Raw genomic sequence first — 21,403 nt, 5'->3', positions numbered from 1 at the left:
GGAACGCCCCGTGGGTGCTGCTTTTAGTGATGCTCGATCACGTTCGCCGCGTGTTGCACGAATCGTGTCCCCCCTACCGCAACTTGCGTGCCGTGCCCCGTCAAAAGTGCTTAGTGGGTCTCCGCACGTAGCAAAAAAGCCCGACGAATCAAAGGGCTTGGCGCTTCTCGAAGTCGTCCTCGGCAAGCGCGGCATCGACCGCTCAAGTCCGATCCATAAGCCCGGGAGGGCGCGGCGCTTTTGTCTGAGTGCGTGTAAAAAGTGCGCGAAAGCATCGCTTCGCCAAGTGAAAACAAGCCGTGGACAAAGATCGAAACGTAGATGCAGCAGGCATCCGATGCGCATTGGCATAACCATTGCTTAAGTCCTCGTCACGAACACCTCTCAGTCCAGAATAACGAGGATTAGCAAGCAATGCCGCCTACACTCGAACTTCGCACCAAGCAAAGCCTCGCACTCACCCCGCGTCTTCAGCAGTCGGTACGCCTGCTGCAGTTGTCGTCGCTGGAGTTTCAACAGGAGTTGCGTAACGCGCTGGACACGAATCCGTTTCTCGAATACGACGAGTCGCAAACCGAAGACAACGCCCTTTCCGCCGATAACGGCAATTCGATGAGCGACTCGCCGCTCTCGAATTCGTCCGACAATGCAACCGAAGCGCCGATGGCCTCCGAAAGCAGCATGGACAGCGACTCCGGCGGCGACAACAATTCGCGCGACGACTCCATGAGCGACTACTCGTCCGATCCGTTCGGCCGCAGTTCGACGCGCAATAGCGGCGATGGCGAAGGTTCCGATCCCGCCGACTGGGTACGCATCGAGCCGTCGCTGCATGAGACCTTGCACGATACGCTGCGCCTTTATCAACTCAGCCAGCGCGACCGCGCGATTGCCCAGCTCATCATTGAAGCATTGGATGACGACGGCTATCTGCGTCAGGAACTGAGCGAACTCGCCGATGTGGTCGATATCGAACCGGCGCTGACCGAAGACGAACTCACTATCGCACTCAAGCTCGTGCAGTCGCTCGACAAGCCGGGCGTCGGTGCGCGCAATCTCTCGGAATGCCTGACCCTGCAGCTCGATGCGATGCCCGAAGGCACGCCGGGCCGCGCCGTTGCACGCGAGATCGTGGGACATCATCTGGAACGGCTTGCACGTCGCGAGCAGGCCGAACTGCAAAAGAAGATCGGCTGCAGCGCGGAAGAACTGCGTATAGCGTGTGCGCTGGTGCGTCGTCTCGATCCGAAGCCGGGCGAGAACTACGGCGCGAGCGAAGACAACTACGTGGTGCCGGACGTCATCGTGCGTCAGGTCAAGAAAAGCTGGGTTGTCACGATCAATCCGGCCGTGCTGCCGCGCGCGCGCATCCACCGCATGTACGCGGAATTGTTCGCGCAGTCCGCTGGCGCAAGCCGTTCGCCGCTCGCGCAACAGTTGCAGGAAGCGCGCTGGCTGATCCGCAACGCGCAGCAGCGCTTCACGACGATTCAACGCGTGGCCGAATGTATCGTCTCGCATCAGAAGGCGTTCTTCGATTACGGCGAAATCGCGCTCAAGCCGCTCGTCCTGCGCGATGTCGCCGACGAACTCGGCCTGCACGAGTCGACCATTTCGCGCGCCACGGGCAACAAGTACATGTCGACGCCGCGCGGCATCTTCGAATTCAAACACTTCTTCCCGCGTGAACTCAGCACGGAAAGCGGCGGTACGTGCTCGGCTGCCGCCGTACGCGCGCTGCTCAAGGAAATGATCTCGAAGGAAAACTCGCGCGACCCGCTATCGGACGTGAGCCTTGCCAAGATGCTCGCGGATCAGGGCGTGATCGTCGCGCGCCGCACGGTGGCGAAGTATCGTCATCTGATGAAGGTGCCGCCCGCCGAGCTGCGCCGCCAAGCCTGAATGCACGCAGATTTCACGCGCTGACGCATTGGGCGACGACCCGGTCAAGAGAGTCGCCTCGTAGCCTCAGCATGCAGCCGCCCTTTCAACGGGCGGTTTTTTTATGCGCGGCCGAATCGCCGCGTTTAGTCGACGCGCTAACGCCAGCCTGCTTCCCGATGCGTGCGCCTGCGTGCCGCCGTTGCCGCCAGCTCCGCGCCGAGCAGAAAAACCGCCGCCGAATAGTAGAGCCACATGAGGATGATCGCGAGCGACCCCGCCGCGCCGAACATGTTCGCCGTGCCCGCATGCGCGAGATAAAACGCAAACAGTCGCTTGCCCGCCTCGAACAACATGGCCGCCGCGGTTGCGCCCAACGCGGCGTCGCGCCACATCATGCGCGTGGTCGGCAAGAACTTGAGCAGAAGCGTGAACGCGAGCATGAGCATGCCAAGTGAAATCGCGCGCTGCGTGACGCTCGACAGAATGATGAACGGATTGCCGTCGCCGAAAGCCCAATGGCCGAGCACTTCGACGAGCGCATCGAGCACGAGCAACGCAACCACCAACAAGCCGGAGCCGACGACCAGGCCGAAAGACATCAGCCGAACGCGCAGCAGCGAGACGATGCTTTCCTTCGCGCTCACGATAGGCGTGGGCCAGATCACGTTGAGCGCGCTATGCAGCGATGAAAACGTCGCCGACGCGCCGATCAGCACGCCGCCCGCCGAAAGCAGCGCCGTGCTGCGCGCGATATCCGCGTGCCACGCGTTGGCGACGATGGCTTCGAGCGCGTGCGCCGCATCGGGGCCGACCACGCCGCTGATTTCATCGAAGAGTCTGCCTTGCACGGCATCCGCGCCGAAGAAAACGCTCGCGACCGCGATGACGATGACGAGCGTCGGCGCCAACGAGAACGCCGCGAAAAACGAAATCGATGCGGAGAACATCAGGCAATGGTCCTGAATCCATTGCCTGACGGGATCGACGAACCACGCAACCCAGCCGAAACGCGACGTGCGGCCGACAGCGACAGGCGTGGAAGAGGTCGGAACTTCTCGGGTCATCGGCGTGAGCTTGGCGGTTATCAATCGCCGATGTTAACGCCGCTTCGAAAGACGTGCGTAAAACGGCGCGCCGCAAGTGCAACGCGGCACGCCGTATCGATCGTTAATGCGTGCTCAGACCTTGTCTTCGTCGTCCGCGGGGTCCGCGTCTTCGTCGAGCAGGCCGCGCGTTTCGTCCTCGATGTCGTCCGGCAGAATGTCCGCGTCCGGTTCGAGATTGTGGTCGCCATCGGCGGATGCTGCCTCGCCCGTGCCGTAGCGGTCGGTATCGCTCGCGAGTTCGGCTTTGGACTGGCCGAGCGCGTGGGCATCGAGTTCGTCTTCGATGTCGCCCGGATGACGCATTTCGCCCTGCACGTCGGAACCGCTATCCGAGGAATCGCTCGGACCTAACGCGCCTGTGCCGTGCCCCTTGCCAACTTCGATCTCGCCTTCTTCATTGGGATTCAGAGTGCTTCCGCTCATCGTGACCTCCTTCGTTTCGTGTCGAAGGTTGAAGCGCAAGGAGCGTTCCGCGAAAGCCTCTTGGTGTCCAATGGCGCGCACAAATAAAAACCCCGCGCCTTGTCGAGGCGCGGGGTCTTCTGGTTACACGTTCAAGCCTTGGCGGAGGGCCGTCTTGCCTGCGTCGATGTACTCGCGCCCTGGCGCACCGTCTTGACGGTCTGCTCGGTGACGGAAGTCGCGGTTGCGACGCTGCGCAGATCCGACAGGAACGAATCGCGCCACACGGACAGATTGTTCTCGCGCAGCGGCGCCATCATGTCGGCGTGACGCGCCTGGCGTTCGGCGAGCGGCATCGACAACGCACGTTCGAGCGCTTCGGACATCTGCGACAGATCGAACGGATTGACGACGAGCGCGCCCGGCAGTTGATCCGCCGCGCCGGCGAATTGCGACAGCACGAGCGCGCCCGGATCGGCCGGGTCTTGCGACGCGACATATTCCTTCGCCACGAGATTCATTCCGTCACGCAGCGGCGTGACATATCCGACCTGCGAAAGCCTGAAAAGCGCCATCAGCAGATTGCGTTCGTATTTGCGGTTGAGATATTGAATCGGCGTCCAGTCGAGTTGCGCAAAACGGCCATTGATACGCCCCGCTTCGCCTTCCAGGTTCTGGCGGATACGCTGATACGTCTGCACGTCCGAGCGCGTCGGCGGCGCGATCTGCACGAGCGAAACGCGGCCATGCCAGCCCGGCGCGTTGAGCAACAGGCGCTCGAAAGCCTGGAAGCGCTCGACGAGGCCCTTCGAATAATCCAGCCGATCGACGCTCATGATGAGCTTGCGGCCACGCATGCTGTCGCGCAGGCTCTTGACCTGCTTGCGGTTGGAGAACTGATCCGCTGCCTTGGCGATGGCGTCCGGATAGATGCCGATCGGATACGCGCCCACTTTCAGCATGCGGCCGAACGCCTGCAACATGCCGTCTTCGCTCAGATGACCACGCCCGCTACGTTCGACGTAATCGGTGAAGGACTGCTTGTCGGCATCGGTCTGAAAGCCCACGACGTCGTACTGACACATGCCGGCAATCAGTTCCTCGTGCGGCGGCACGGTTCGCATCACTTCCGGCACCGGAAACGGAATGTGCAGGAAGAAGCCAATCGGATTCTGGATGCCGATCTTGCGGCACTCCTGCGCGAACGGCAGCAAGTGATAGTCGTGTACCCAGATGATGTCATCCGGCTTGATGAGCGTCTTGAGCTTCGCGGCGAGTCCCGCGTTCACGCGCATGTAGCCCGCGTATTCCTCGCGATCGAAGCGCGACAGGTCGTTGCGGTAGTGGAAAGTCGGCCACAGCGTGGCGTTCGAAAAACCACGGTAATACTGATCGTAATCGCGGCGCGTCAGGCCGACGGTGGCATACGTCACATTGCCGTTTTTCTCTATGACAGGGTCAGCCGCTTCACCGACGATCTCGCCGCTCCAACCGAACCATACGCCGCCCGTCTCCTTGAGCGCATCCAGAACGCCGATAGCAAGGCCGCCCGCGCTGGGCTTGCCTTCCTGAATCGGCGCGACGCGATTCGAAACCACGATCAATCTGCTCATTACAGCATCACCTCTCAGTTGTCGTTGCTTGCTCGAATTGGCGGCTGAAGATATGCAAGAGTCGTGCCTTTTTGAGACACGGGCAGGATGAAAATTCGTATCCAAGTGTTACGAACGAAATCGGACACGCGGTAAGCCGTCGCCGCGTAGAAGTTTTTGCTCTTTCGTCGAAGGAAACGAAGGCGGTGAAATCAGGAATCCTGCTCCGAACCCAGGTCGCGCTGATAATCGATTCCCTCGCGGCGCACGCCGCCCTGATTGTGCTCGCCGTCGGGCGGAGCGTCAGGTGCGGGGCGGTTCTGGCTGGCGGGATCGTGTTCGATCGGCGGTGCCGGCGCGGCTTCGCCACCAGCCGTTTTAGCCGCCTCGGCGCGTGCTTCGCGCTTGGAAGAGTGACGCGCGGAGCGTCGGAGTGCGGGATGCCTCATCAATGCCTCCAGAGAAGAAGGCCGTCGAAAATGACGTCGGCGGCGTCGGACCGATCTTGTCGCGATGCATCTTTGCTAGAAAAATCGACCGGACACTGATTGCAGCGCCGGTCATCGTTGCTGGCTACGTTGTAATCCCTACCTTCGAGATGGAAACTTATTCAAAGCTTGCACAGATTCAGTGAATGGTCGAAAGTCCGCCAATTCGCTTATTGCACGTGCGGCGCTTCGTTCGGTCCGGGCGGCGGGTCGCCAATGGGCTGCATCGGTTGTTCGGGCGGCTCGCGAGTCGGATCGGGATTCGTGTCGGGCGGAATCGGCGTGGGCGGCGGCTGATCGGGCGGCGTCACGGGCGGGTCCGGCGGCTGGGGCGTCTGCGCGCTGATTCGAGCGCTATCGGATGCGAAATCGGGCATGTCAGGCTCCTTGCGGTCTTGTGATCGTAATCGCCGCATCCACGCTCCTTTTTTCTTACGGTTTCCCGCGCGTGGATGGCAGTCAGAGATCAGCAAGGCCTATGCCCTTGTTTCTTCCAATTTACGCCTACCTCACGCCAGGACTTCGCTTCATTATCGGCGCTGAATCCGCATGCGACAAATAAAAAAGCCCGCGCTTTTGCAAGCAGCGGGCAATGTTTTGTCTAAAGATAAGCGACGTTCAGGTATTTTCGCTATCCGCGTCAGAAAGGTCTCCGCCTTCTCCGACGGCTGCCTTGCCAGCGGCATCCTCGCCATATTCGACGAGCCGGTTATACAGCGTCTTTAGGCTGATGCCGAGAATTTCCGCCGCCCGCGTCTTCACGCCGCCGCATTGTTCGAGCGTCGCGAGAATGAGCTGCCGGTCAGCCTGCGCGAGGGACGTGCCGAAGGGAATCGTCACGGCCGTGCCCGCCGAAGGACGCGAAAGTGAAATCTGCAGCGGCACGGTGGCCGTGCTATCCGAATCCGTACCCGACATGATGTACGCGCGCTGCACGTAGTTCTTCAACTCGCGCACGTTGCCGGGCCAGTTGTAGGACGCGAGCATTTCACGCACGGCGGCGGGAAACACCTTCTTCGTGTTGTAACGCGAGTTGAGTTCGTCGAGGAACGCCTGCCCGAGCAATTCGACGTCCGTGCCGCGTTCGCGCAGCGGCGGCAGGTTGATCGGAAACACGTTCAGGCGGTGATACAGGTCGAGCCGCAGTTTGCCTTCGAGCACAGCCTGCTCGGGATCGCGATTGGTCGCGGCAATCAGGCGCACGTCCGTTTCGAGTTCCTTCGTGGTCCCGACGCGCATGAACATGCCGGTTTCGAGCACGCGCAACAGCTTCACTTGAAGCTCGATAGGCATCTCGGTGATTTCGTCGAGGAACAGCGTGCCGCCGTTCGCGCGCTCGAAATAACCCTTGTGCTGCCGGTCCGCGCCCGTGAACGAGCCGCGTTCATGGCCGAACATTTCGGATTCGATCAGGTTCGGCGAAATGGCGCCGCAATTCACCGCGATGAACGCGTGCTTGCGTCGCAGGCTCAGCTCGTGCAGCGTCTGCGCGGCGACTTCCTTGCCGGTGCCGGACTCGCCGATCAGCAGTACGGACGCTGCCGTCGGTGCCACGCGGCCGATCTGATCGTAGACCGTCTGCATGGCTGGCGAATTGCCGAGCATCAGCCCGAAGCGGCCCATGCGGCGCAACTCGCCACGCAAGGTGCCGATTTCCGCTTTCAGGTCGCCGGCGCGCGGCAGGCGCGAAAGGATCGCCTTCACGCGCTGCATGTTGATGGGCTTGACCAGATAATCCGCCGCACCCATCTTGAGTGCGCTGACCGCGGACTCGACGGTCGCATGGCCGGTAATGACGATGAACTCGACGCCCGAGCGCGGGTCCAGATCCTCGAACAGATCGACGCCGGTGCCGTCGGGCAGCTTGAGGTCGGTAAACACGACGTCCGGCGTCTGCCGCACGAGCTGGATGCGCGCCTCGCGCAAGTCGCCTGCCGTGGCTGTCGTCAGTCCGTCTTCGCCGATGATCGCGGCTAGCGCCTCGCGGGTACTGGGATCGTCATCGACAATCAATACATGTGGCATTGCGTCTCGATATTTCCAAAGCGTTTTCAGGGTCACACGCCAGGTGCGGCGTGGTCTTCTCCGGGCGATGACACGGTGGACTGCCCGGGCCGGTGCGGCTTTCGGTCATGCGCCCGTTGTGGCTCGAGCTTGAAGTGCATGACGCAAAAAGCGCGAGAAATAGAATAATTTCCGATGCGCTGTACGCTTGGGTCTCTCAGCCGTAAGTTTTTCCATTTAGGCAACTTATGGCGGATATTCGTTGATTATAAAGGTTTATCGACATAAAAACGCACGCCGGTCGGGCGTGCGTGGAGTTCGTTCGAGCGCGGCGGTGATGAAAGCGCCTTCCGGCAGCACTCCGTCGTTCGCAATGGAACGACGGTTGTGGACTACTGCGCGTCAGCTTCGCGGGAAATTCCAGGCGTCCGCCGTGCCGCCTACGCCGTGACCATTCACCTCGTGCGGCGCGGGCAGGCGACTCGACGGCGTCAGCACCTTGCCGCCCTCGTCTTCCCAGCGGTGCAGATCGCGGGCCGTGCGCCGTGTGGCGGCATCGCGCGATTGCGCCCATTTCCATGCAAGCACGCTGCCCACCGCGAACAGCGCCCCGAAAATTCCGATTGAAGGACGTGCCATCTCGTTTTCTCCCTTGGTTATCTAAATCGCTGTTTGTGCCTTGATTTCGCCGATGCGCGCTCTTGACTACTTAGCGCGCTTCGATCAGCGGACAACCAGAAGCCCGATGAGAAAGCCCGCGCCCGCCGCGATACCCAGCGATTGCCACGGATTTTCGCGCACATATTTTTCGGTGCACTCGACGCTGGTCTTGTAACGCGTCTGCGCGCTTGTTTGCGCGTCTTCGAGCGCGGAGCGCGCCGAATCGACGTGATCGCGAAGGCGCGTGCGCAAGGCATCGACGCCCTCGCCCGGCAGCGACGCCGAGAGCCGCAACAACTCTTCCGAGTCGTTGAGCAGCACCTTGATGTCTTCGATAATTTTCTGCTTGCCCAACGCAAGCTGGACAGTCGTCTCAGTCATGAAATCAGGTCCTTGCCTTAGAAATGTGGGGGTGAAGTCTGAAGCTTTGTGTATCTCAATGCGTTTCAGCGCCCGCGAGCGCCTTGGCCACACCGTGCATCGTGAAACGCATGCGCAGATTGCGCAGGACGCCGCCGGCCATCAACGCGACGCCAAGCACGCCGAACACGGCGCTCGTGACGTTCGCCGCACGCGAGAGCGCAGGCGTGCCCGCCGCGTAACCGAGCACGGCACACATGAGCGCGGTCACCAGCGCGACCAGAGCCCAATGGTAAATGTCGATCGGCTCGCGCACCGCGAGTTCCTGTCCGCCGCGCGTCGGCCGCACGGGCTTGCTGGCGTTGCCACCGAAGTTGCCGACCGAATTGCCGTCGCGCGTGGCGGTGTCGAAGTCGAGCGTATCGTCCATGATGCGTGTTACCTCTCTCGCTGCCGTCCGCTCGCAGTCGCGATGCACACCGACCGCTTGCTGCGAGCTTGTTCGAATAAGGATGGCGTCATACTTGCAGCTTTCATGCCAGCCGTCGGTGACGGCGTCCAGGAAATGTTCTGCCCGAAGTGGTCCGCGCAAGCCATCACGAAACCGGGTAAGTATTACGCTGTGGACGTGTAAATTCCCTGAGCGGAGCGAGAACCTTGCCGGAAGTCACGCGACGCACATGTGCCAATCAGACAAATTGGGCGATGCCGAACGCCGCACGTTGCCGCAAAGTCGTTGCGAATGGTTAAATAGCGTTTATGAGATGGACTTGTCCGTCTACGGAAAACATCGACCCGCCTGACGAGCGATCGTACGAATGGATCGCGAGCTTGCTTGCCGTCAAACCAAGCGACGTGTTGCTGCCAGGAAACGCCCGAAACTGGCGGCATCGAGCCGAAACTCAGCTAACGCGGCCGGTTCGCATGCTTGGCGCCGCTCTCGCGCATCGACATGCGCCACCACGCTTGACCGATGCCTGGCCGCCATCCGCTCAACCATATTGGCAGAACTCAGGACATATCAGCACACATGGCGACAACCGATCTGGACCCGCCCATCGCCGTCGGCGATACAGCCGCGCAGAAAAAGCGCAATGCGGGGGAAGTGCCGGGCTTGAGATCGTACGGACTGCTGTACGGCTCATCACCCGTGATGCAGGAGTTGTACACGCAGATCGAACGCGTCGCCGGCACCGATGCGACCGCGCTCATCATCGGCGAGTCGGGCACCGGCAAGGAGCTCGTCGCGCGGACCATCCACGATAAAAGCGCGCGCAAGGACGCACCGTTCATCGCCGTGAATTGCGGCGCGATTCCCGACAACCTTATCGAAGCCGAACTCTTCGGTCACGAAAAAGGCAGCTTCACGGGCGCGGTATCGGGACGTATCGGCTACTTCGAACACGCGAATGGCGGCACGCTTTTTCTCGACGAAGTGACGGAGATGTCGCCCGTGCGGCAGGTGAAGCTCTTGCGCGCGCTCGAAACCGGCACGTTCTTTCGGGTCGGCGGCAACGATCTCATCAGCTCCGACGTTCGAGTGATCGCCGCGACGAACCGCGATCCGATTGCCGCCGTGAAGGAAAACGGCTTGCGCGAGGACTTGATGTACCGGCTCGCCGTGTTTCCGCTGCGCGCGCCGCCTTTGCGCGAACGCGATTCGGACCGCGAACTGCTCGCCCAGCATTTTCTGTCCGAAATGAACGCGCAGGAGGGCACGAGCAAGGCCTTCAGCAAGCGCGCGCTCGACGTGCTGCGCACCTACTCGTGGCCGGGCAACGTGCGCGAACTCAAGAACACGGTGTATCGCGCGTTCATTCTCGCGGAGAAGACGGTGGAGATCGCGCATCCGCATCTGGCATCGCGCGTGAAGAAGCCCGTCACTCAGGGCGATGCGATGAACGTCTGGGTCGGCACGCCGCTCGCGGATGCGCAGAAGCAGATCATCCTCGGCACGCTCAAGCATTGCGGCGGCGACAAGCGTCGTGCGGCGAAAGCGCTGGGCGTGAGTCTCAAGACGCTCTACAACCGCCTTGGCGCCTATGAAAACGAGGACACCGAATCAGGCGAAGCCCCTTCCGGCGGCAGCAACGAAAGTTGAGCATCCGTCTGTCACGGACGAACGAAAGGCGAGTGCGTGAAAGCGTTCTCGCCTTTTTTATGGAGCGTTGAGCTACGCGTTCCCGCTGCTTGCAATTTCTTGCAATTTTCTCGAACCGGTAATTAGAAGCATGCTTCAAAATGCGCGAAGCTCGCGACATGCACGTGTCGCGCATTCTTACGTGGCGGGGCTTTGGCGGCGATTCCTCAAGGAGATTCGCAGCCTGGCTCACGGCGCCTGGGCAGACGAAGGAAACCAGCAACATGCAGATCAGGGTTGAATGGCGCGGCAAGCGCGCCGCCGCGCTTGCCGCGATCGTGTCGGGCGCTATCGCCTGCGTGAGTCTCAGCGGCTGCAATTCCCTCTACAGCGAAGGCGCGACGGCTGGCGCCGGTATCGCCGGTGCGGCTATCGCGGGCAAGGTGACGAGCAACGCCGCGGTCGCCACGGGTATCGGTCTTGGCGCGGTGGCGGCGGCGCGGGCGGGCGTGCAGTACTCGCAGCGCATCGTGCATACGGACACGCAGGACAAGATCGCGTCGGTCGCCGGCCCGCTCGACGTCGGCTCGGTGGCGCCGTGGATCTCGGTGCATTCGGTGCCTATCGAAGACGACGAGAAAGGCCGCGTGACAGTGAGCCGCCAGATCAGCAGCGGTACGCTCGACTGCAAGGAAATCGTCTTTTCCGTCGATCGCGACGCGACCAAAGACCGTGCCGCCGACAGCGCGTTCTACGTGGCATCCGTGTGCCGCGACGGCGACAAGTGGAAGTGGGCATCGGCCGAACCGGCGACGCCGCGTTGGGGCTCGCTGCAATGACGGAGCGCGTGGCGGTATCCATGACGCTGCGCCTTGGCTGCATCGCGGCTTTCGCGGCGGCGTGCGTCGCGATGAGCGGCTGCGCGTCGATTGGCGCGGCAAGCGGTGCGCTCGCGGGCGTGGCGACGGGCGCGGTGACGACCAATCCGGCTATCGGCCTGGGCGTCGGCATTGCGGTGCAGGCCGCGACCGACGAAGTCGTGAAGCGCGTGACGAAGTCTCTGCATCAGGATCAGCAGGTTGCCATCGCGGTGACGGCGGGCATGTCGGACATCGGCGAGACGCGACCCTGGAAGGTCAAGCACACCTTGCCGGTGGAAAATGGCCACGGCCAGGTGCGAGTGCTGCGCGAGGTCAAGAGCGCGCTTGCGAGCTGCAAGGAATTCGCGTTCTCCGTGGCGGATGGCGACGATCCGAGTTCGCATGAAGACTGGTTCATCGCGACGGCGTGTCAGCAGACCGAGGGATGGAAGTGGGCTTCGGCGGAACCGGCGGTCGAGCGGTGGGGGAATCTGCAGTAGGCGGAGAGGCAGCGGAACCGCTTTTTTGCTTCGAGGCTTCGAACAAGAAGCGCGGCGAGTCCGCGCTTTTTTGTTGGCTTCGATTCTGGCGATGGCTTGATGTTGGCGGGCCAGTGCAGTGCGAGCCTGCCGCGCCGTTCGTTGACCGTTGCCGTGCGCCTGCTACTTTCGAAAAAGGCGTGACGAGTCCTCGCTTCTCCTTGCCTCGACCTTCAGCGTTCTCACTTGCCTCCAGCACGACGTCATGATCAAAGCCCCAAAGAAAAACGCGGCGTCCTGACCGGCCACCGCGCCTTTCCCGCAAAAAACCACCAATAGCCTCAAGCCTCCACGTCTTCCAGACTCAGCATCTCCGTTTGATCGTTGTACGAGAAGATCTCGCCATAACGACCCCAGTCGATGACCGCATCCAGCGTTTCCTGCGCGGCCTTGTCGGAGAGGAAGTCTTCCAGTTCCTGCTCGAAGCGCACGCGCGGCGCGCGATGCCCCGGACGCTCGTTCAACACCTTCTTGATCCGCGCCGCGAGCGGCACGTGCCGCAGCAGATGCTCGGCGAACATCATCTTGCGCTCCTGCGTGCCGAATTCGGCGAACACGCGCGCCTGCGGCGTCAGGAAAATATCGCCTTCGCGCACGTCGGCGAAACCGAGATGCTGCAGCACTTCGGCCACCGGAAAGAGTTCATCGACCTCGAGATGCAGCGTGCGCGCGATTTCCGGCATGTCCGCGCGACCGTGATACGGCTCCGCCGCGAGCGTTTCGATGAGACCCGCCATCAGATTGGTCGACACCGACGGCAGCCAGCTTCCGAGCTCGAGTCCCTTCTTCTTCGATTCATCCAGTTGCCGCGCGGTCATCTTCGCGTAAATGTCGTCGACGAGACGCCGGAACGCCGGGTCCAGACGATTGCGCGGATGCTTGAACGGCACCTTGATCTCGGCCATCACGCGGCCCGGATTCGACGACAGCACCAGAATGCGGTCGCACATGAACACCGCTTCCTCGATGTTGTGCGTGACGATCAGCACCGACTTGATCGGCATACGCCCTTGCGTCCACAAGTCGAGCAAGTCGGTACGCAAGTTCTCGGCGGTCAGCACGTCGAGCGCGGAAAATGGCTCGTCCATGAGCAGCAAGGTCGGATCGACGACGAGCGCGCGCGCAAAGCCCACGCGCTGCCGCATGCCGCCCGACAATTCGCGCGGATAGGCATTCTCGAAACCGTCCAGCCCGATCAGGTCGATGGCCGCCAACGCCCGTTCACGTCGCTCGCGCGCCGCCACGCCCTGCGCTTCCAGACCCGCTTCCACGTTTTGCATGACGGTCAGCCACGGGAACAGCGCGAACGTCTGGAACACCATCGCGACGCCCTTCGCCGGTCCGCGCAAGGGCTCGTTCAGATAAGTGACGTCGCCGGCAGTCGGCTCGATCAGTCCGGCGATGATGCGCAACAGCGTCGATTTACCCGAGCCCGAACGTCCGAGCAGACCGACGATCTCGCCTTCGCGCAGCGAGAGGTTGGCGTCGTCGAGCACGAGCAGTTCGCCCTGGGTCTTGTTGAATCCGCGGCTCACGTTCTGCACGCGCAGGATTTCCGCGCCCAGGCGCGGCGGCGTGCCGGGCACGCTGGGCGCTGGCGTGCCCGTCGTGCGCGATGCGCCCGGCGTGTTGGGGTTTTGCGTGTTCTTGGTGTTCTGCATCGGAACTCGTCCTCAATCCAGTCGAAGTCTTGCTTCGGCGTAGGCGTACAGCGGGCGCCACAACAATCGGTTGAACAGCGTGACGAAAAGCGACATCACGGCAATGCCCAGGATGATCTTCGGATAGTCGCCATCCGCAGTGGTCTGCGCGATATACGCGCCGAGCCCGTGCGCGACGACGCTCGTCTTGCCCCACGACACCGCCTCCGCGACGATGCTCGCGTTCCACGCGCCGCCCGATGCCGTGATCGCGCCGGTGATGTAGTACGGGAAGATGCCCGGCAGCATGGCCTTTTTCCACCATTGCCAACCGCGAATCTGAAAGTTGGCCGCGGCCTCACGGTAATCGTTCGGATACGCCGATGCCCCGGCAATCACGTTGAAAAGGATATACCACTGCGTTCCAAGCACGATCAACGGCGAAAGCCAGATATCCGGGTTCAGATGCCAGCGCACGATGGCGACGACGAACACCGGAAACAGCAGGTTCGCCGGAAACGCCGCGAGAAACTGCGCGACGGGCTGCATCTTCTCGGCGAGCGCGGGGCGCAACCCGATCAGCACGCCGACCGGCACCCACACCACCGACGCAATGCCGATCAGCACGACCACGCGAATCAGCGTGATGAAGCCGAGCACGAACACGTGACCGACATCGCTCCAGCCGACGCCCGTCGACACGAACGAGACCACCTTCCACGTGACGAACGCCGTGACGAGCAGCACGGCCGCGCCCCAGGCGATATCGCCGGTGCGCGTGGACGGCACGGTGGCGCGCAACGGCAGCTTCACGCCTTGCAGCGACGGCAGACGAATCGGGAAGCGCGCGGCCTTCGCGAACAGCCATCCGGCCGGCACCAGCAACCGGTGGATCAGCCGCGTGCGGCGAATCAGATCGAGCAGCCACGATTCCGGCGCGTTGCCCGAGCTCGTGTTCTCCATGCGGAATTTGTCTGCCCACGCGACAAGCGGACGGAACATCAGTTGATCGTAGGCAAGGATAACGACGGTCATCGCCAGAATCACCCAACCGATCGCGGAGAGATTGCGCTCGCCGATCGCCGCGGCCAGATACGCGCCGATGCCCGGCAGCACGATGCTCCGGTTGCCCACCGTGATGGCCTCGGAGGCGACGACGAAGAACCAGCCGCCCGACATCGACATCATCATGTTCCAGATGAGGCCGGGCATGGAGAACGGCACTTCGAGCTTCCAGAAGCGCTGCCAGTTGGTGAGGTGAAAGCCGCGCGAGACTTCATCCAGATCGCGCGGCACCGTACGCAGCGACTGGTAGAAGCTGAAGGTCATGTTCCACGCCTGGCTCGTGAAGATGGCGAAAATCGCGGCACACTCCGCGCCGATCACGCGTCCGGGAAAAAGCGCGAGAAAGAACGTGACGGTAAACGAGATGTAGCCGAGCACCGGCACCGATTGCAGGATGTCGAGCACCGGCACCAGCACGACCGACGCGCGCCGGCTCTTCGCCGCGAGCGTGCCGTAGACCAGCGTGAAGATGAGCGAGGCGACCATGGCGAGCAGCATGCGCAAGGTCGTGCGCAGCGCGTATTCGGGGAGATTGCCGGGGTCGAGCGAGATCGCCTGCGTCTGCAGGGTGGAAATAGGCGCGAGCGTCTCGTGGAAACCGACAGCGGCAAGCGCGATGATGCAGATGATCATCGGGAACGCGACGAAGTCCCAGCGATTGGGCAAGATCCGCCATACCGACGCGTTCGCCGTGCGGTTCAGATTGAAACCAAATTCCATGCAACGCCCTCCCCGTAAGGCTTTGTTCCAACCGCGCAAGGCGCGTGATAGTGCTCATGACGGCAAGCCGTCGCGCGGGCAAGACGCCTTCGTGATCGATGACTGCCTGATCGTCGACTCTCGTGGAATCCGTCGCGCTACCCGCATGCTCAACGTATCTGCCCGTCCAAAAGCTGACAGACGACACAGAAAACCAGCAAATGGATAACGTCAGGCAGCCGTCACTCTTTAACCAGTGCGTACCGGCTGTGCGGAACCGAGCGACACTACACCAAGTTTCGTGACAGTCACAATCTTTCGGCGCTCAGGCACGTCATTCGTGTGATGTTTCTATTTGCTCTTCGGCGCCACGGAGGCAAAATAAAGGCTTGGCCGCCGTCGCATCCGCATTTTGAATGGTCTGGCTTTCTTTCGACTTAACCTCTGCCCCAAGCCGACGAGCAGGCCGACCAAAACCACGCCGGGAGTGCGTTTGAGCAGCGACGAAGGCAACACATAACGCAAGAACCGAACCGCCCGTGCTTACCCTGTGTTGGGTAGACGCCGTCTGTGGAGACAAGGCGCTTGCTGGGCGGCGAAAAACATCGTCCAATCGTGGCTATCACTAACAATAATGAGCGCCGATGCAATGCACTACGCCGCCCCGAAGCCGAACGCCCGTCTGCCCGGCTGTTCTCGCTTGAATCCGCGCGCGGCGTGAGCCAGCGTAGCCGAGAACGCGATGAACAAGACCCTCCTGCACCGACTGATCGCGCTCCTCGGATTCGCGCTGCTCGGCCTTGCGTGCTGGATCGCGGCCGGCTTGCTGTCGGACCGAATGGTACAGCAGGAAATGACGGGCACGGTGCGCACCGAACGACAAATGGCGGCATCCATCGTCGACAACATGGCGCAGGTCATTGCAAGCGATCTCGCGATGTCGCGCGCCATTCCCGCCACGCTCGCACAGGTCGAGCTCATGCAGCATGCGCTCGCGCAATCGCGGGATTATGCCTCGAACCCCGCGGGCTCGGAAAGCGAACGGCGCGCCGAATGGACCGCGCGCCCCAATCTCGCGAAGGTCAACCGCTTCCTCCATGACGCGCAGGGCTTCTCCGGCCTCGATTCCATCTGGCTCATCAACGACCAGGGCTACTGCATTGCATCGAGCAATTCGGCGGACGACAACAGTTTCATCGGCTACAAGATGAGCGCGCGCGGCTATGTCGCGCGGGCGCTGCTCGGCGGCTTCGTCGAGATGTACGGCGTCGGGCGGCTTTCGGGCGATCCGGGCATCTACATCGCCGCGCCGATCTACGACGACGGCATCCTCGTGGGCGCGGTGATCGCCAAGGTGAGCATCGACCGGTTGCGGCATTGGGTGTCGCGGGCCGGCACCTTCGTCACCGATGAAAACGGCGTCGTGGTGATGGCGCACGACGGCGCGCTCGAGTATCAGGCCATGCCCGATGCGCCCGTCGCCCAAATGACGCCGCGCGAGCGGCTCGAACATTACCGGCGCGAGGACTTTCCGCCGTTGCGCGTCGCGCATGTCGGCGATCAGATGCGCGCGGCCGAGCACTGGCTCGCGCCGACGCTCGCGGAAACCTTCTATGCGACCAACGGCAGCAGCGTGCCCGCGCTTTACGACGAGCGCACCGGGCTGAATTCGGGGCTGTCGGCGCACATCGTCCATCCGCTCACGAGCTGGCCGGAGATCAGCCGCAACCACAGCCGCGACCGCGTGCTGGTGTTCCTGACGATGCTCGGCGTCGTGACACTCGCTATCGTGATCGCCATCTCGTATTCACGCGAGCGCCGTCTGCATCGCGCGACGCGCGATCTCGCCGAGCAGTTGCAATCGGCCAATACGCTCTTGTCGGCCGAAGCGCGCCACGACGCGCTCACCGGCGCCCTCTCGCGCCGCTACTTTCTCGACACGCTGCGCCACGAAGTGGAACTCGCGCGCTCGGTCGGCACGCCGTTGTCGCTCGCCATCGCGGACCTCGACCACTTCAAGCAGATCAACGACCGTTACGGACACGCGTCCGGCGACCGCGCGCTCGAACACTTCGCCGAAGTGTGCCGCGCGCAGTTGCGTCCGAGCGATGCAGTCGGTCGGCTCGGCGGCGAGGAATTCGGCATCCTGCTGCCGCAGACCGCGCTGGCGGACGCGCAGGCCGTGCTGGAGCGGCTGCGCAAGCGCTTTCATCACGAGCATTGCGCGCATCTTCCCGACGAGGCGGTGTTGTCGGTAAGCATCGGGATTACCGAACTCGCTGCCGACGATGCGCTCGAATGGATTCTCTCTCGCGCCGATCTCGCGCTCTACGAGGCGAAATCGCGTGGTCGCGACCGCAGCGAAGTGCGCCCGGCCGATCCCCCGCCGCCCGCGCGCTATCCCGAGAACTCGCTGATGGGCAAGTAAGCGCGGCATGGCTTGGGAAGGCATCTCGTCGCGCTCGACGGCGGGCAGGTATCATCGACGTTCGATATCGAATGACACCGCCGTCACGGGAGAAATGCATGAAGGGAAATCTGGTCATCGTGTGCCGCGATCAGGACGCTGAAACGTTCGACCAATTGCTGGCCGAGTACGGCTCGTTCCAGACGCGCCTTTCTTCGACCACATGGTTTCTGAAGATCGCGCTTGCGCCGGAAGTCATTCAGGAGGAAATTCTCGCGCGGCTTGGCAAATACACCACGCATTACATCTTCGAGGCTTCGACGGTGACTTACAACACGGTGGATAGTGAAGCGGCCTCGGCGCTGGAAACGTTGTTTGATTGACGTGGGGCATGGATTAATGCCGCCTGGCCTTGAAACGTTGTTCCATTGACGCGGGTTTAGTAAAGACGCCTCCGGACTTCGACTCGAAGGCGATTTCGCTTTCTCGATGTAGGTTCAACGCTTCGGACGTTGAGCATCGTCTGGCCTCCTTCGAGCTACACACGAACAGGCCCGACACTGAAACATCGTTCCATTGACATTGGCGCAAAACAAAACGCCTCCGTTTCGATGCGGAGGCGTTTTGCTTTCAGCGCGACGAAAGCCGACGCGCGCGGTTCAAAGAGAAGCACGCTCCTCATGCTGCGCTCCCACGCGCCTTTCGCTCATCGGCTGCGTGGCGACATCGAACGGGAAGGTCATGACCACCTGCAACCCGCCCGCAGGCTGGTTGCCGACCTCGCATTCCCCGCCCGCGCGCCGTGCGAGCCGTTCGACGATAGCCAGTCCAAGGCCGCTATGTCCGCTGCCGCCGCGCGCCGGATCGAGCCGCACGAACGGCCGGCTCGCCTTGATGAGATCGTCCGGCGCGATACCCTTGCCGTGGTCCGAGACGGTCAACACCCAGCCCTTTGCCGCGCGCCGCGTCGCAATGACGATGGGCGCCGCGCCGTAGGCATGCGCGTTATCGAGGAGATTCGACAAGAGCCGGTCGAGCGTTGCCGCGGGCAGCACGAAATTCGGCCCGGCTTCCAGGTCGAGCCGAACCGGTTCCGCGGTCGGCGACACCGCGCGATACGTCCGCGCGATTTTCTCGCACTGCTGATCGACCGAAACGGGCTCGCTGCCATCTGGCCGGTCGTGCGCGAACACCAGGAATTGATCGACGATATGCGCCATGGAATCGACATCGCGCACTACGCCATCACGCACCTTGGCGTCGTCCATCATCTCGGCGCGTAGACGCAAACGCGCGAGCGGTGTCTTCAGATCGTGCGCGACGCCTGCGAGCATCACCGCGCGATCGTTCTCGGTTTGCGAGACCTCACGCACCATCTGATTGAAGCCGTGCGTCAGTTGCCGCAGCTCACGCGGGCCGCGTTCGGGAACGGGCGGCGTCGGCTGACCGCGACCGAAACGCCCGACCGCTTGCGCCAGGGAGCGCAATGGATATTGCAACTGCCATGCGCCGAAGAGCGCGGCGAGCACGGCAGTCGAGAAAATGAGCGCGAGCCACAGCAGCATGCGGTCGCGCGAGCGCGGCGGCCGCAACGGCTGCACCGGCACGACGATCCAGCCGGCGTCCTTCGCGCCATGCACCCACACGCTCGGCGGCGCGCCGGGTTCGTTCAGGCGAATATCGGTGCCATCCGGCAGACGGTCTTTCAGGTCTTCGATGAAATGAGCGAGCGGCGGCGGCGTGTCTTCGTCGGGCGTTCGGGGCACTTCCGGGCTGTTGAGCGGAAAGATGCGCACGCGCGGCGGCAAGGGTTGATCGGGTGTGTTGGCCATGTGCTGACGCACGGCATCGACGAGAAATGCGGTTTCCTCGACGGCAAAACGCGTCTGCACGTTGTCGCGCTCGAAGCGGATGATGGCGAACCAAGCGACATGCGACAGCACCAGCATGCCGATGACGATGACGACCAGCCGCCCGAACAGCGTGTCAATTGCCCGGCGCATTTTGCTCGCCGTCCGGCACGAACACGTAGCCGCGCCCGCGCACCGTCTGAATGAAACGCGGCGCGGATGGATCGCTTTCCAGAATGCGCCGCAGACGCCACACCTGCACGTCGATACCGCGGTCGGTGCCGTCGTATTCCGGCCCGTGCAGCAGTTCGAGCAGACGCTCGCGCGTCAGCGTGCGCATAGGGTTGTTGACGAAAATCTTCAGAAGCGCGAATTCGCTGCCGGACAAGGTGATCGGCCTGTCGTCCTGTTGCAGCGTGCGCGACTGGAAGTCGAGCCTGAAGCGCCCGAACGAATACGGCTCGCGCTGTTCCGGCGCGGCCGATGGAATGGTGCGGCGGCGGCGCAGCACGGCTTGCACGCGGGCAAGCAATTCACGCGGATTGAACGGCTTGCCGAGGTAATCGTCCGCGCCGAGTTCGAGACCGACGATGCGGTCCACGTCGTCCGCGCGCGCGGTCAGCATGATGACGGGGATGTCGTCGCCCGATGCGCGCAGCTTTCTGAGCGCGGTCAGGCCGTCGACGCCCGGCATCATCAGGTCGAGCACGATCAGATCGGGGCGCTCGCGCTCCAGCCGGCGTTCCAGCGAACCGGCGTCGTGCAGCACCGAAACCTCGATGCCCTGCCGGACCAGATAGTCGCGCAGAAGGTCGCGCAGTTCGGCGTCGTCGTCGACGACAAGTATTTGCGTAGTCATGGCTGAAGTTTAGCGCGTGAGACGTAACCGTTTGCCCGCAAGGATGCCGTAAAGGGTTACGGGGTGTTACCGCGAAAGCATCGCGTAAACCTGCGTAATAAGCAGCGACCGCGTCGTAACACGCCACGCGGCGCAAGCCTCTACGCTGTGTCTCACCGACAAGCGCAAAAGCCTGGACGACCTTCTCGGAAATACCGTCGCAAGCGGCTTCGACGTTTCGGCATCGACAATCAATCAGGGAGTCTCACAATGGGCAAGCAATATCGCATTCTTACTGCCGCCGCCACTGCAATTGCACTGACATTCGGCGCCACGGCTTATGCCGCCACCAGCGACGCGCCTCCCGCGCCGCCGCCCGGCGGTCCCGCCATGATGGGTGGCCCCGGCGGTCCTGGCGGTCCTGGCGGTCATCGCATGGAAGAGCGCATGAAGAAGCAGATGGAGCAGCTTCATAGTCAGCTCAAGCTCAACGCAGATCAGGAAAAGCTCTGGCAGACCGCGCAGGACACCATGAAGCAGAACCGTCAGGCGATGCGCGAGAGCCACCGTCAGATGCACGAGCAGATGAAGTCGCTGGAGCAGCAGCCGATTCTCGACCTGAACGCCATGAACGCGGCGCATCAGAAGATCGAGCAGCAGAACCAGCAGTTGCGCGAAGGCACCACGACCGCATGGCTCAACTTCTATAACTCGCTCAACGATCAGCAGAAGACCACTGTGAGCACGGCGCTCAAGAAGCACTTTGCGAAGATGCGCGAGCACGAGCACAAGATGCACGAACGCTGGGGCAAGCGTGATGGTCAGCACGGCGGCCCGGGCGCCGGCGCGCCGGCTGGCGCTTCGGGTACGACGAAGCCCTGAGTTTCGAGGAGCGATGCCCGCCGTCGTGATACGGACGGCGGGCGCTT

21 protein-coding genes are annotated in these 21,403 nt (G+C 62.4%); 8 read left to right on the top strand and 13 right to left on the bottom strand.

Features of this window, described 5'->3' with window-relative positions; all coding sequences use genetic code 11:
- Positions 1-414 precede the first annotated feature (414 nt).
- Complete coding sequence (locus LDZ28_RS04190) at positions 415-1,902, top strand: RNA polymerase factor sigma-54 (RefSeq protein ID WP_244827459.1); 1,488 nt, start codon at positions 415-417, stop codon at positions 1,900-1,902.
- 137 nt (positions 1,903-2,039) lie between these two features.
- Here LDZ28_RS04190 and LDZ28_RS04185 read toward each other — a convergent pair whose 3' ends face one another.
- The 4 genes from LDZ28_RS04185 to LDZ28_RS04170 all read right to left on the bottom strand — a co-directional run bounded on the left by LDZ28_RS04185 (position 2,040) and on the right by LDZ28_RS04170 (position 5,433).
- A complete protein-coding gene (locus LDZ28_RS04185; RefSeq protein WP_244827458.1) occupies positions 2,040-2,948 on the bottom strand; it encodes a YihY/virulence factor BrkB family protein in 909 nt (302 codons plus the stop codon).
- 114 nt (positions 2,949-3,062) lie between these two features.
- Positions 3,063-3,413 (bottom strand): chemotaxis protein, encoded by a 351-nt coding sequence (locus LDZ28_RS04180; protein WP_244827457.1) that lies wholly within the window; start codon positions 3,411-3,413, stop codon positions 3,063-3,065.
- A gap of 131 nt (positions 3,414-3,544) precedes the next feature.
- The gene (gene otsA, locus LDZ28_RS04175; RefSeq protein ID WP_244827456.1) at positions 3,545-5,005 is read right to left on the bottom strand and encodes an alpha,alpha-trehalose-phosphate synthase (UDP-forming); all 1,461 of its coding nucleotides are present in this window, start codon (positions 5,003-5,005) and stop codon (positions 3,545-3,547) included.
- A gap of 191 nt (positions 5,006-5,196) precedes the next feature.
- The gene (locus tag LDZ28_RS04170; protein ID WP_244827455.1) at positions 5,197-5,433 is read right to left on the bottom strand and encodes a hypothetical protein; all 237 of its coding nucleotides are present in this window, start codon (positions 5,431-5,433) and stop codon (positions 5,197-5,199) included.
- A 2-nt stretch (positions 5,434-5,435) separates the two neighbouring features.
- On the opposite strand from LDZ28_RS04170, the gene LDZ28_RS04165 reads away from it, so the two are divergent.
- Positions 5,436-5,618, top strand: coding sequence for a hypothetical protein (locus LDZ28_RS04165; protein ID WP_244827454.1), 183 nt, complete (start codon positions 5,436-5,438; stop codon positions 5,616-5,618).
- Between the two features lie 24 nt (positions 5,619-5,642).
- Here the strand turns inward: LDZ28_RS04165 and LDZ28_RS04160 are convergent, their stop codons facing one another.
- The 5 genes from LDZ28_RS04160 to LDZ28_RS04140 all read right to left on the bottom strand — a co-directional run bounded on the left by LDZ28_RS04160 (position 5,643) and on the right by LDZ28_RS04140 (position 8,926).
- Entirely contained in the window at positions 5,643-5,849 is a 207-nt protein-coding gene (locus tag LDZ28_RS04160; protein ID WP_244827453.1) for a hypothetical protein, read from the bottom strand.
- Positions 5,850-6,090: 241 nt separating this feature from the next.
- Entirely contained in the window at positions 6,091-7,497 is a 1,407-nt protein-coding gene (locus LDZ28_RS04155) for a sigma-54 dependent transcriptional regulator (protein WP_244827452.1), read from the bottom strand.
- Between the two features lie 381 nt (positions 7,498-7,878).
- Positions 7,879-8,115 carry a hypothetical protein gene (locus LDZ28_RS04150; protein ID WP_244827451.1) on the bottom strand — a complete coding sequence of 79 codons (237 nt, stop codon included), beginning with the start codon at positions 8,113-8,115 and terminating at the stop codon, positions 7,879-7,881.
- Positions 8,116-8,199: 84 nt separating this feature from the next.
- Positions 8,200-8,517: a YqjD family protein gene (locus LDZ28_RS04145; RefSeq protein ID WP_244827450.1), complete on the bottom strand. Its 318-nt coding sequence runs from the start codon at positions 8,515-8,517 to the stop codon at positions 8,200-8,202.
- Between the two features lie 55 nt (positions 8,518-8,572).
- Positions 8,573-8,926, bottom strand: a complete 354-nt coding sequence (locus tag LDZ28_RS04140; RefSeq protein ID WP_244827449.1) for a hypothetical protein — start codon at positions 8,924-8,926, stop codon at positions 8,573-8,575.
- Positions 8,927-9,526: 600 nt separating this feature from the next.
- Here LDZ28_RS04140 and LDZ28_RS04135 point away from each other — a divergent pair.
- The 3 genes from LDZ28_RS04135 to LDZ28_RS04125 all read left to right on the top strand — a co-directional run bounded on the left by LDZ28_RS04135 (position 9,527) and on the right by LDZ28_RS04125 (position 11,936).
- Positions 9,527-10,597, top strand: coding sequence for a sigma-54-dependent Fis family transcriptional regulator (locus LDZ28_RS04135; RefSeq protein ID WP_244827448.1), 1,071 nt, complete (start codon positions 9,527-9,529; stop codon positions 10,595-10,597).
- Between the two features lie 263 nt (positions 10,598-10,860).
- Positions 10,861-11,415: a hypothetical protein gene (locus LDZ28_RS04130; protein ID WP_244827447.1), complete on the top strand. Its 555-nt coding sequence runs from the start codon at positions 10,861-10,863 to the stop codon at positions 11,413-11,415.
- Positions 11,412-11,936, top strand: coding sequence for a hypothetical protein (locus tag LDZ28_RS04125; protein WP_244827446.1), 525 nt, complete (start codon positions 11,412-11,414; stop codon positions 11,934-11,936). Before LDZ28_RS04130 ends, LDZ28_RS04125 begins: the two co-directional genes overlap by 4 nt.
- Positions 11,937-12,256: 320 nt before the next feature.
- On the opposite strand, the gene LDZ28_RS04120 is transcribed toward LDZ28_RS04125, so the two are convergent.
- Both LDZ28_RS04120 and LDZ28_RS04115 read right to left on the bottom strand, forming a co-directional pair.
- Positions 12,257-13,636, bottom strand: a complete 1,380-nt coding sequence (locus LDZ28_RS04120; protein WP_244827445.1) for an AAA-associated domain-containing protein — start codon at positions 13,634-13,636, stop codon at positions 12,257-12,259.
- A gap of 12 nt (positions 13,637-13,648) precedes the next feature.
- On the bottom strand, positions 13,649-15,400 hold the full coding sequence (locus tag LDZ28_RS04115) for an ABC transporter permease subunit (protein ID WP_244827444.1): 1,752 nt from the start codon (positions 15,398-15,400) through the stop codon (positions 13,649-13,651).
- 721 nt (positions 15,401-16,121) lie between these two features.
- On the opposite strand from LDZ28_RS04115, the gene LDZ28_RS04110 reads away from it, so the two are divergent.
- Together LDZ28_RS04110 and LDZ28_RS04105 are read left to right on the top strand one after the other, a co-directional pair.
- A complete protein-coding gene (locus tag LDZ28_RS04110) occupies positions 16,122-17,807 on the top strand; it encodes a diguanylate cyclase (protein WP_244827443.1) in 1,686 nt (561 codons plus the stop codon).
- Between the two features lie 98 nt (positions 17,808-17,905).
- Positions 17,906-18,169, top strand: a complete 264-nt coding sequence (locus LDZ28_RS04105) for a hypothetical protein (RefSeq protein ID WP_244827442.1) — start codon at positions 17,906-17,908, stop codon at positions 18,167-18,169.
- Between the two features lie 276 nt (positions 18,170-18,445).
- On the opposite strand, the gene LDZ28_RS04100 is transcribed toward LDZ28_RS04105, so the two are convergent.
- The gene (locus tag LDZ28_RS04100) at positions 18,446-19,789 is read right to left on the bottom strand and encodes an ATP-binding protein (RefSeq protein ID WP_244827441.1); all 1,344 of its coding nucleotides are present in this window, start codon (positions 19,787-19,789) and stop codon (positions 18,446-18,448) included.
- Positions 19,773-20,495 carry a response regulator gene (locus LDZ28_RS04095; RefSeq protein ID WP_244827440.1) on the bottom strand — a complete coding sequence of 241 codons (723 nt, stop codon included), beginning with the start codon at positions 20,493-20,495 and terminating at the stop codon, positions 19,773-19,775. The genes LDZ28_RS04100 and LDZ28_RS04095 overlap by 17 nt, the downstream gene beginning before the upstream one ends.
- A gap of 249 nt (positions 20,496-20,744) precedes the next feature.
- Between LDZ28_RS04095 and LDZ28_RS04090 the strand changes: the two genes are divergently transcribed.
- Positions 20,745-21,356, top strand: a complete 612-nt coding sequence (locus LDZ28_RS04090) for a periplasmic heavy metal sensor (protein ID WP_244827439.1) — start codon at positions 20,745-20,747, stop codon at positions 21,354-21,356.
- Positions 21,357-21,403 lie beyond the last annotated feature (47 nt).

This window comes from Caballeronia sp. TF1N1 (assembly GCF_022878925.1).
Taxonomy (GTDB): Bacteria; Pseudomonadota; Gammaproteobacteria; order Burkholderiales; family Burkholderiaceae; genus Caballeronia.
Note: the sequence above shows the minus strand (reverse complement) of the source record. Positions and strands in the feature narration are given on the sequence as shown.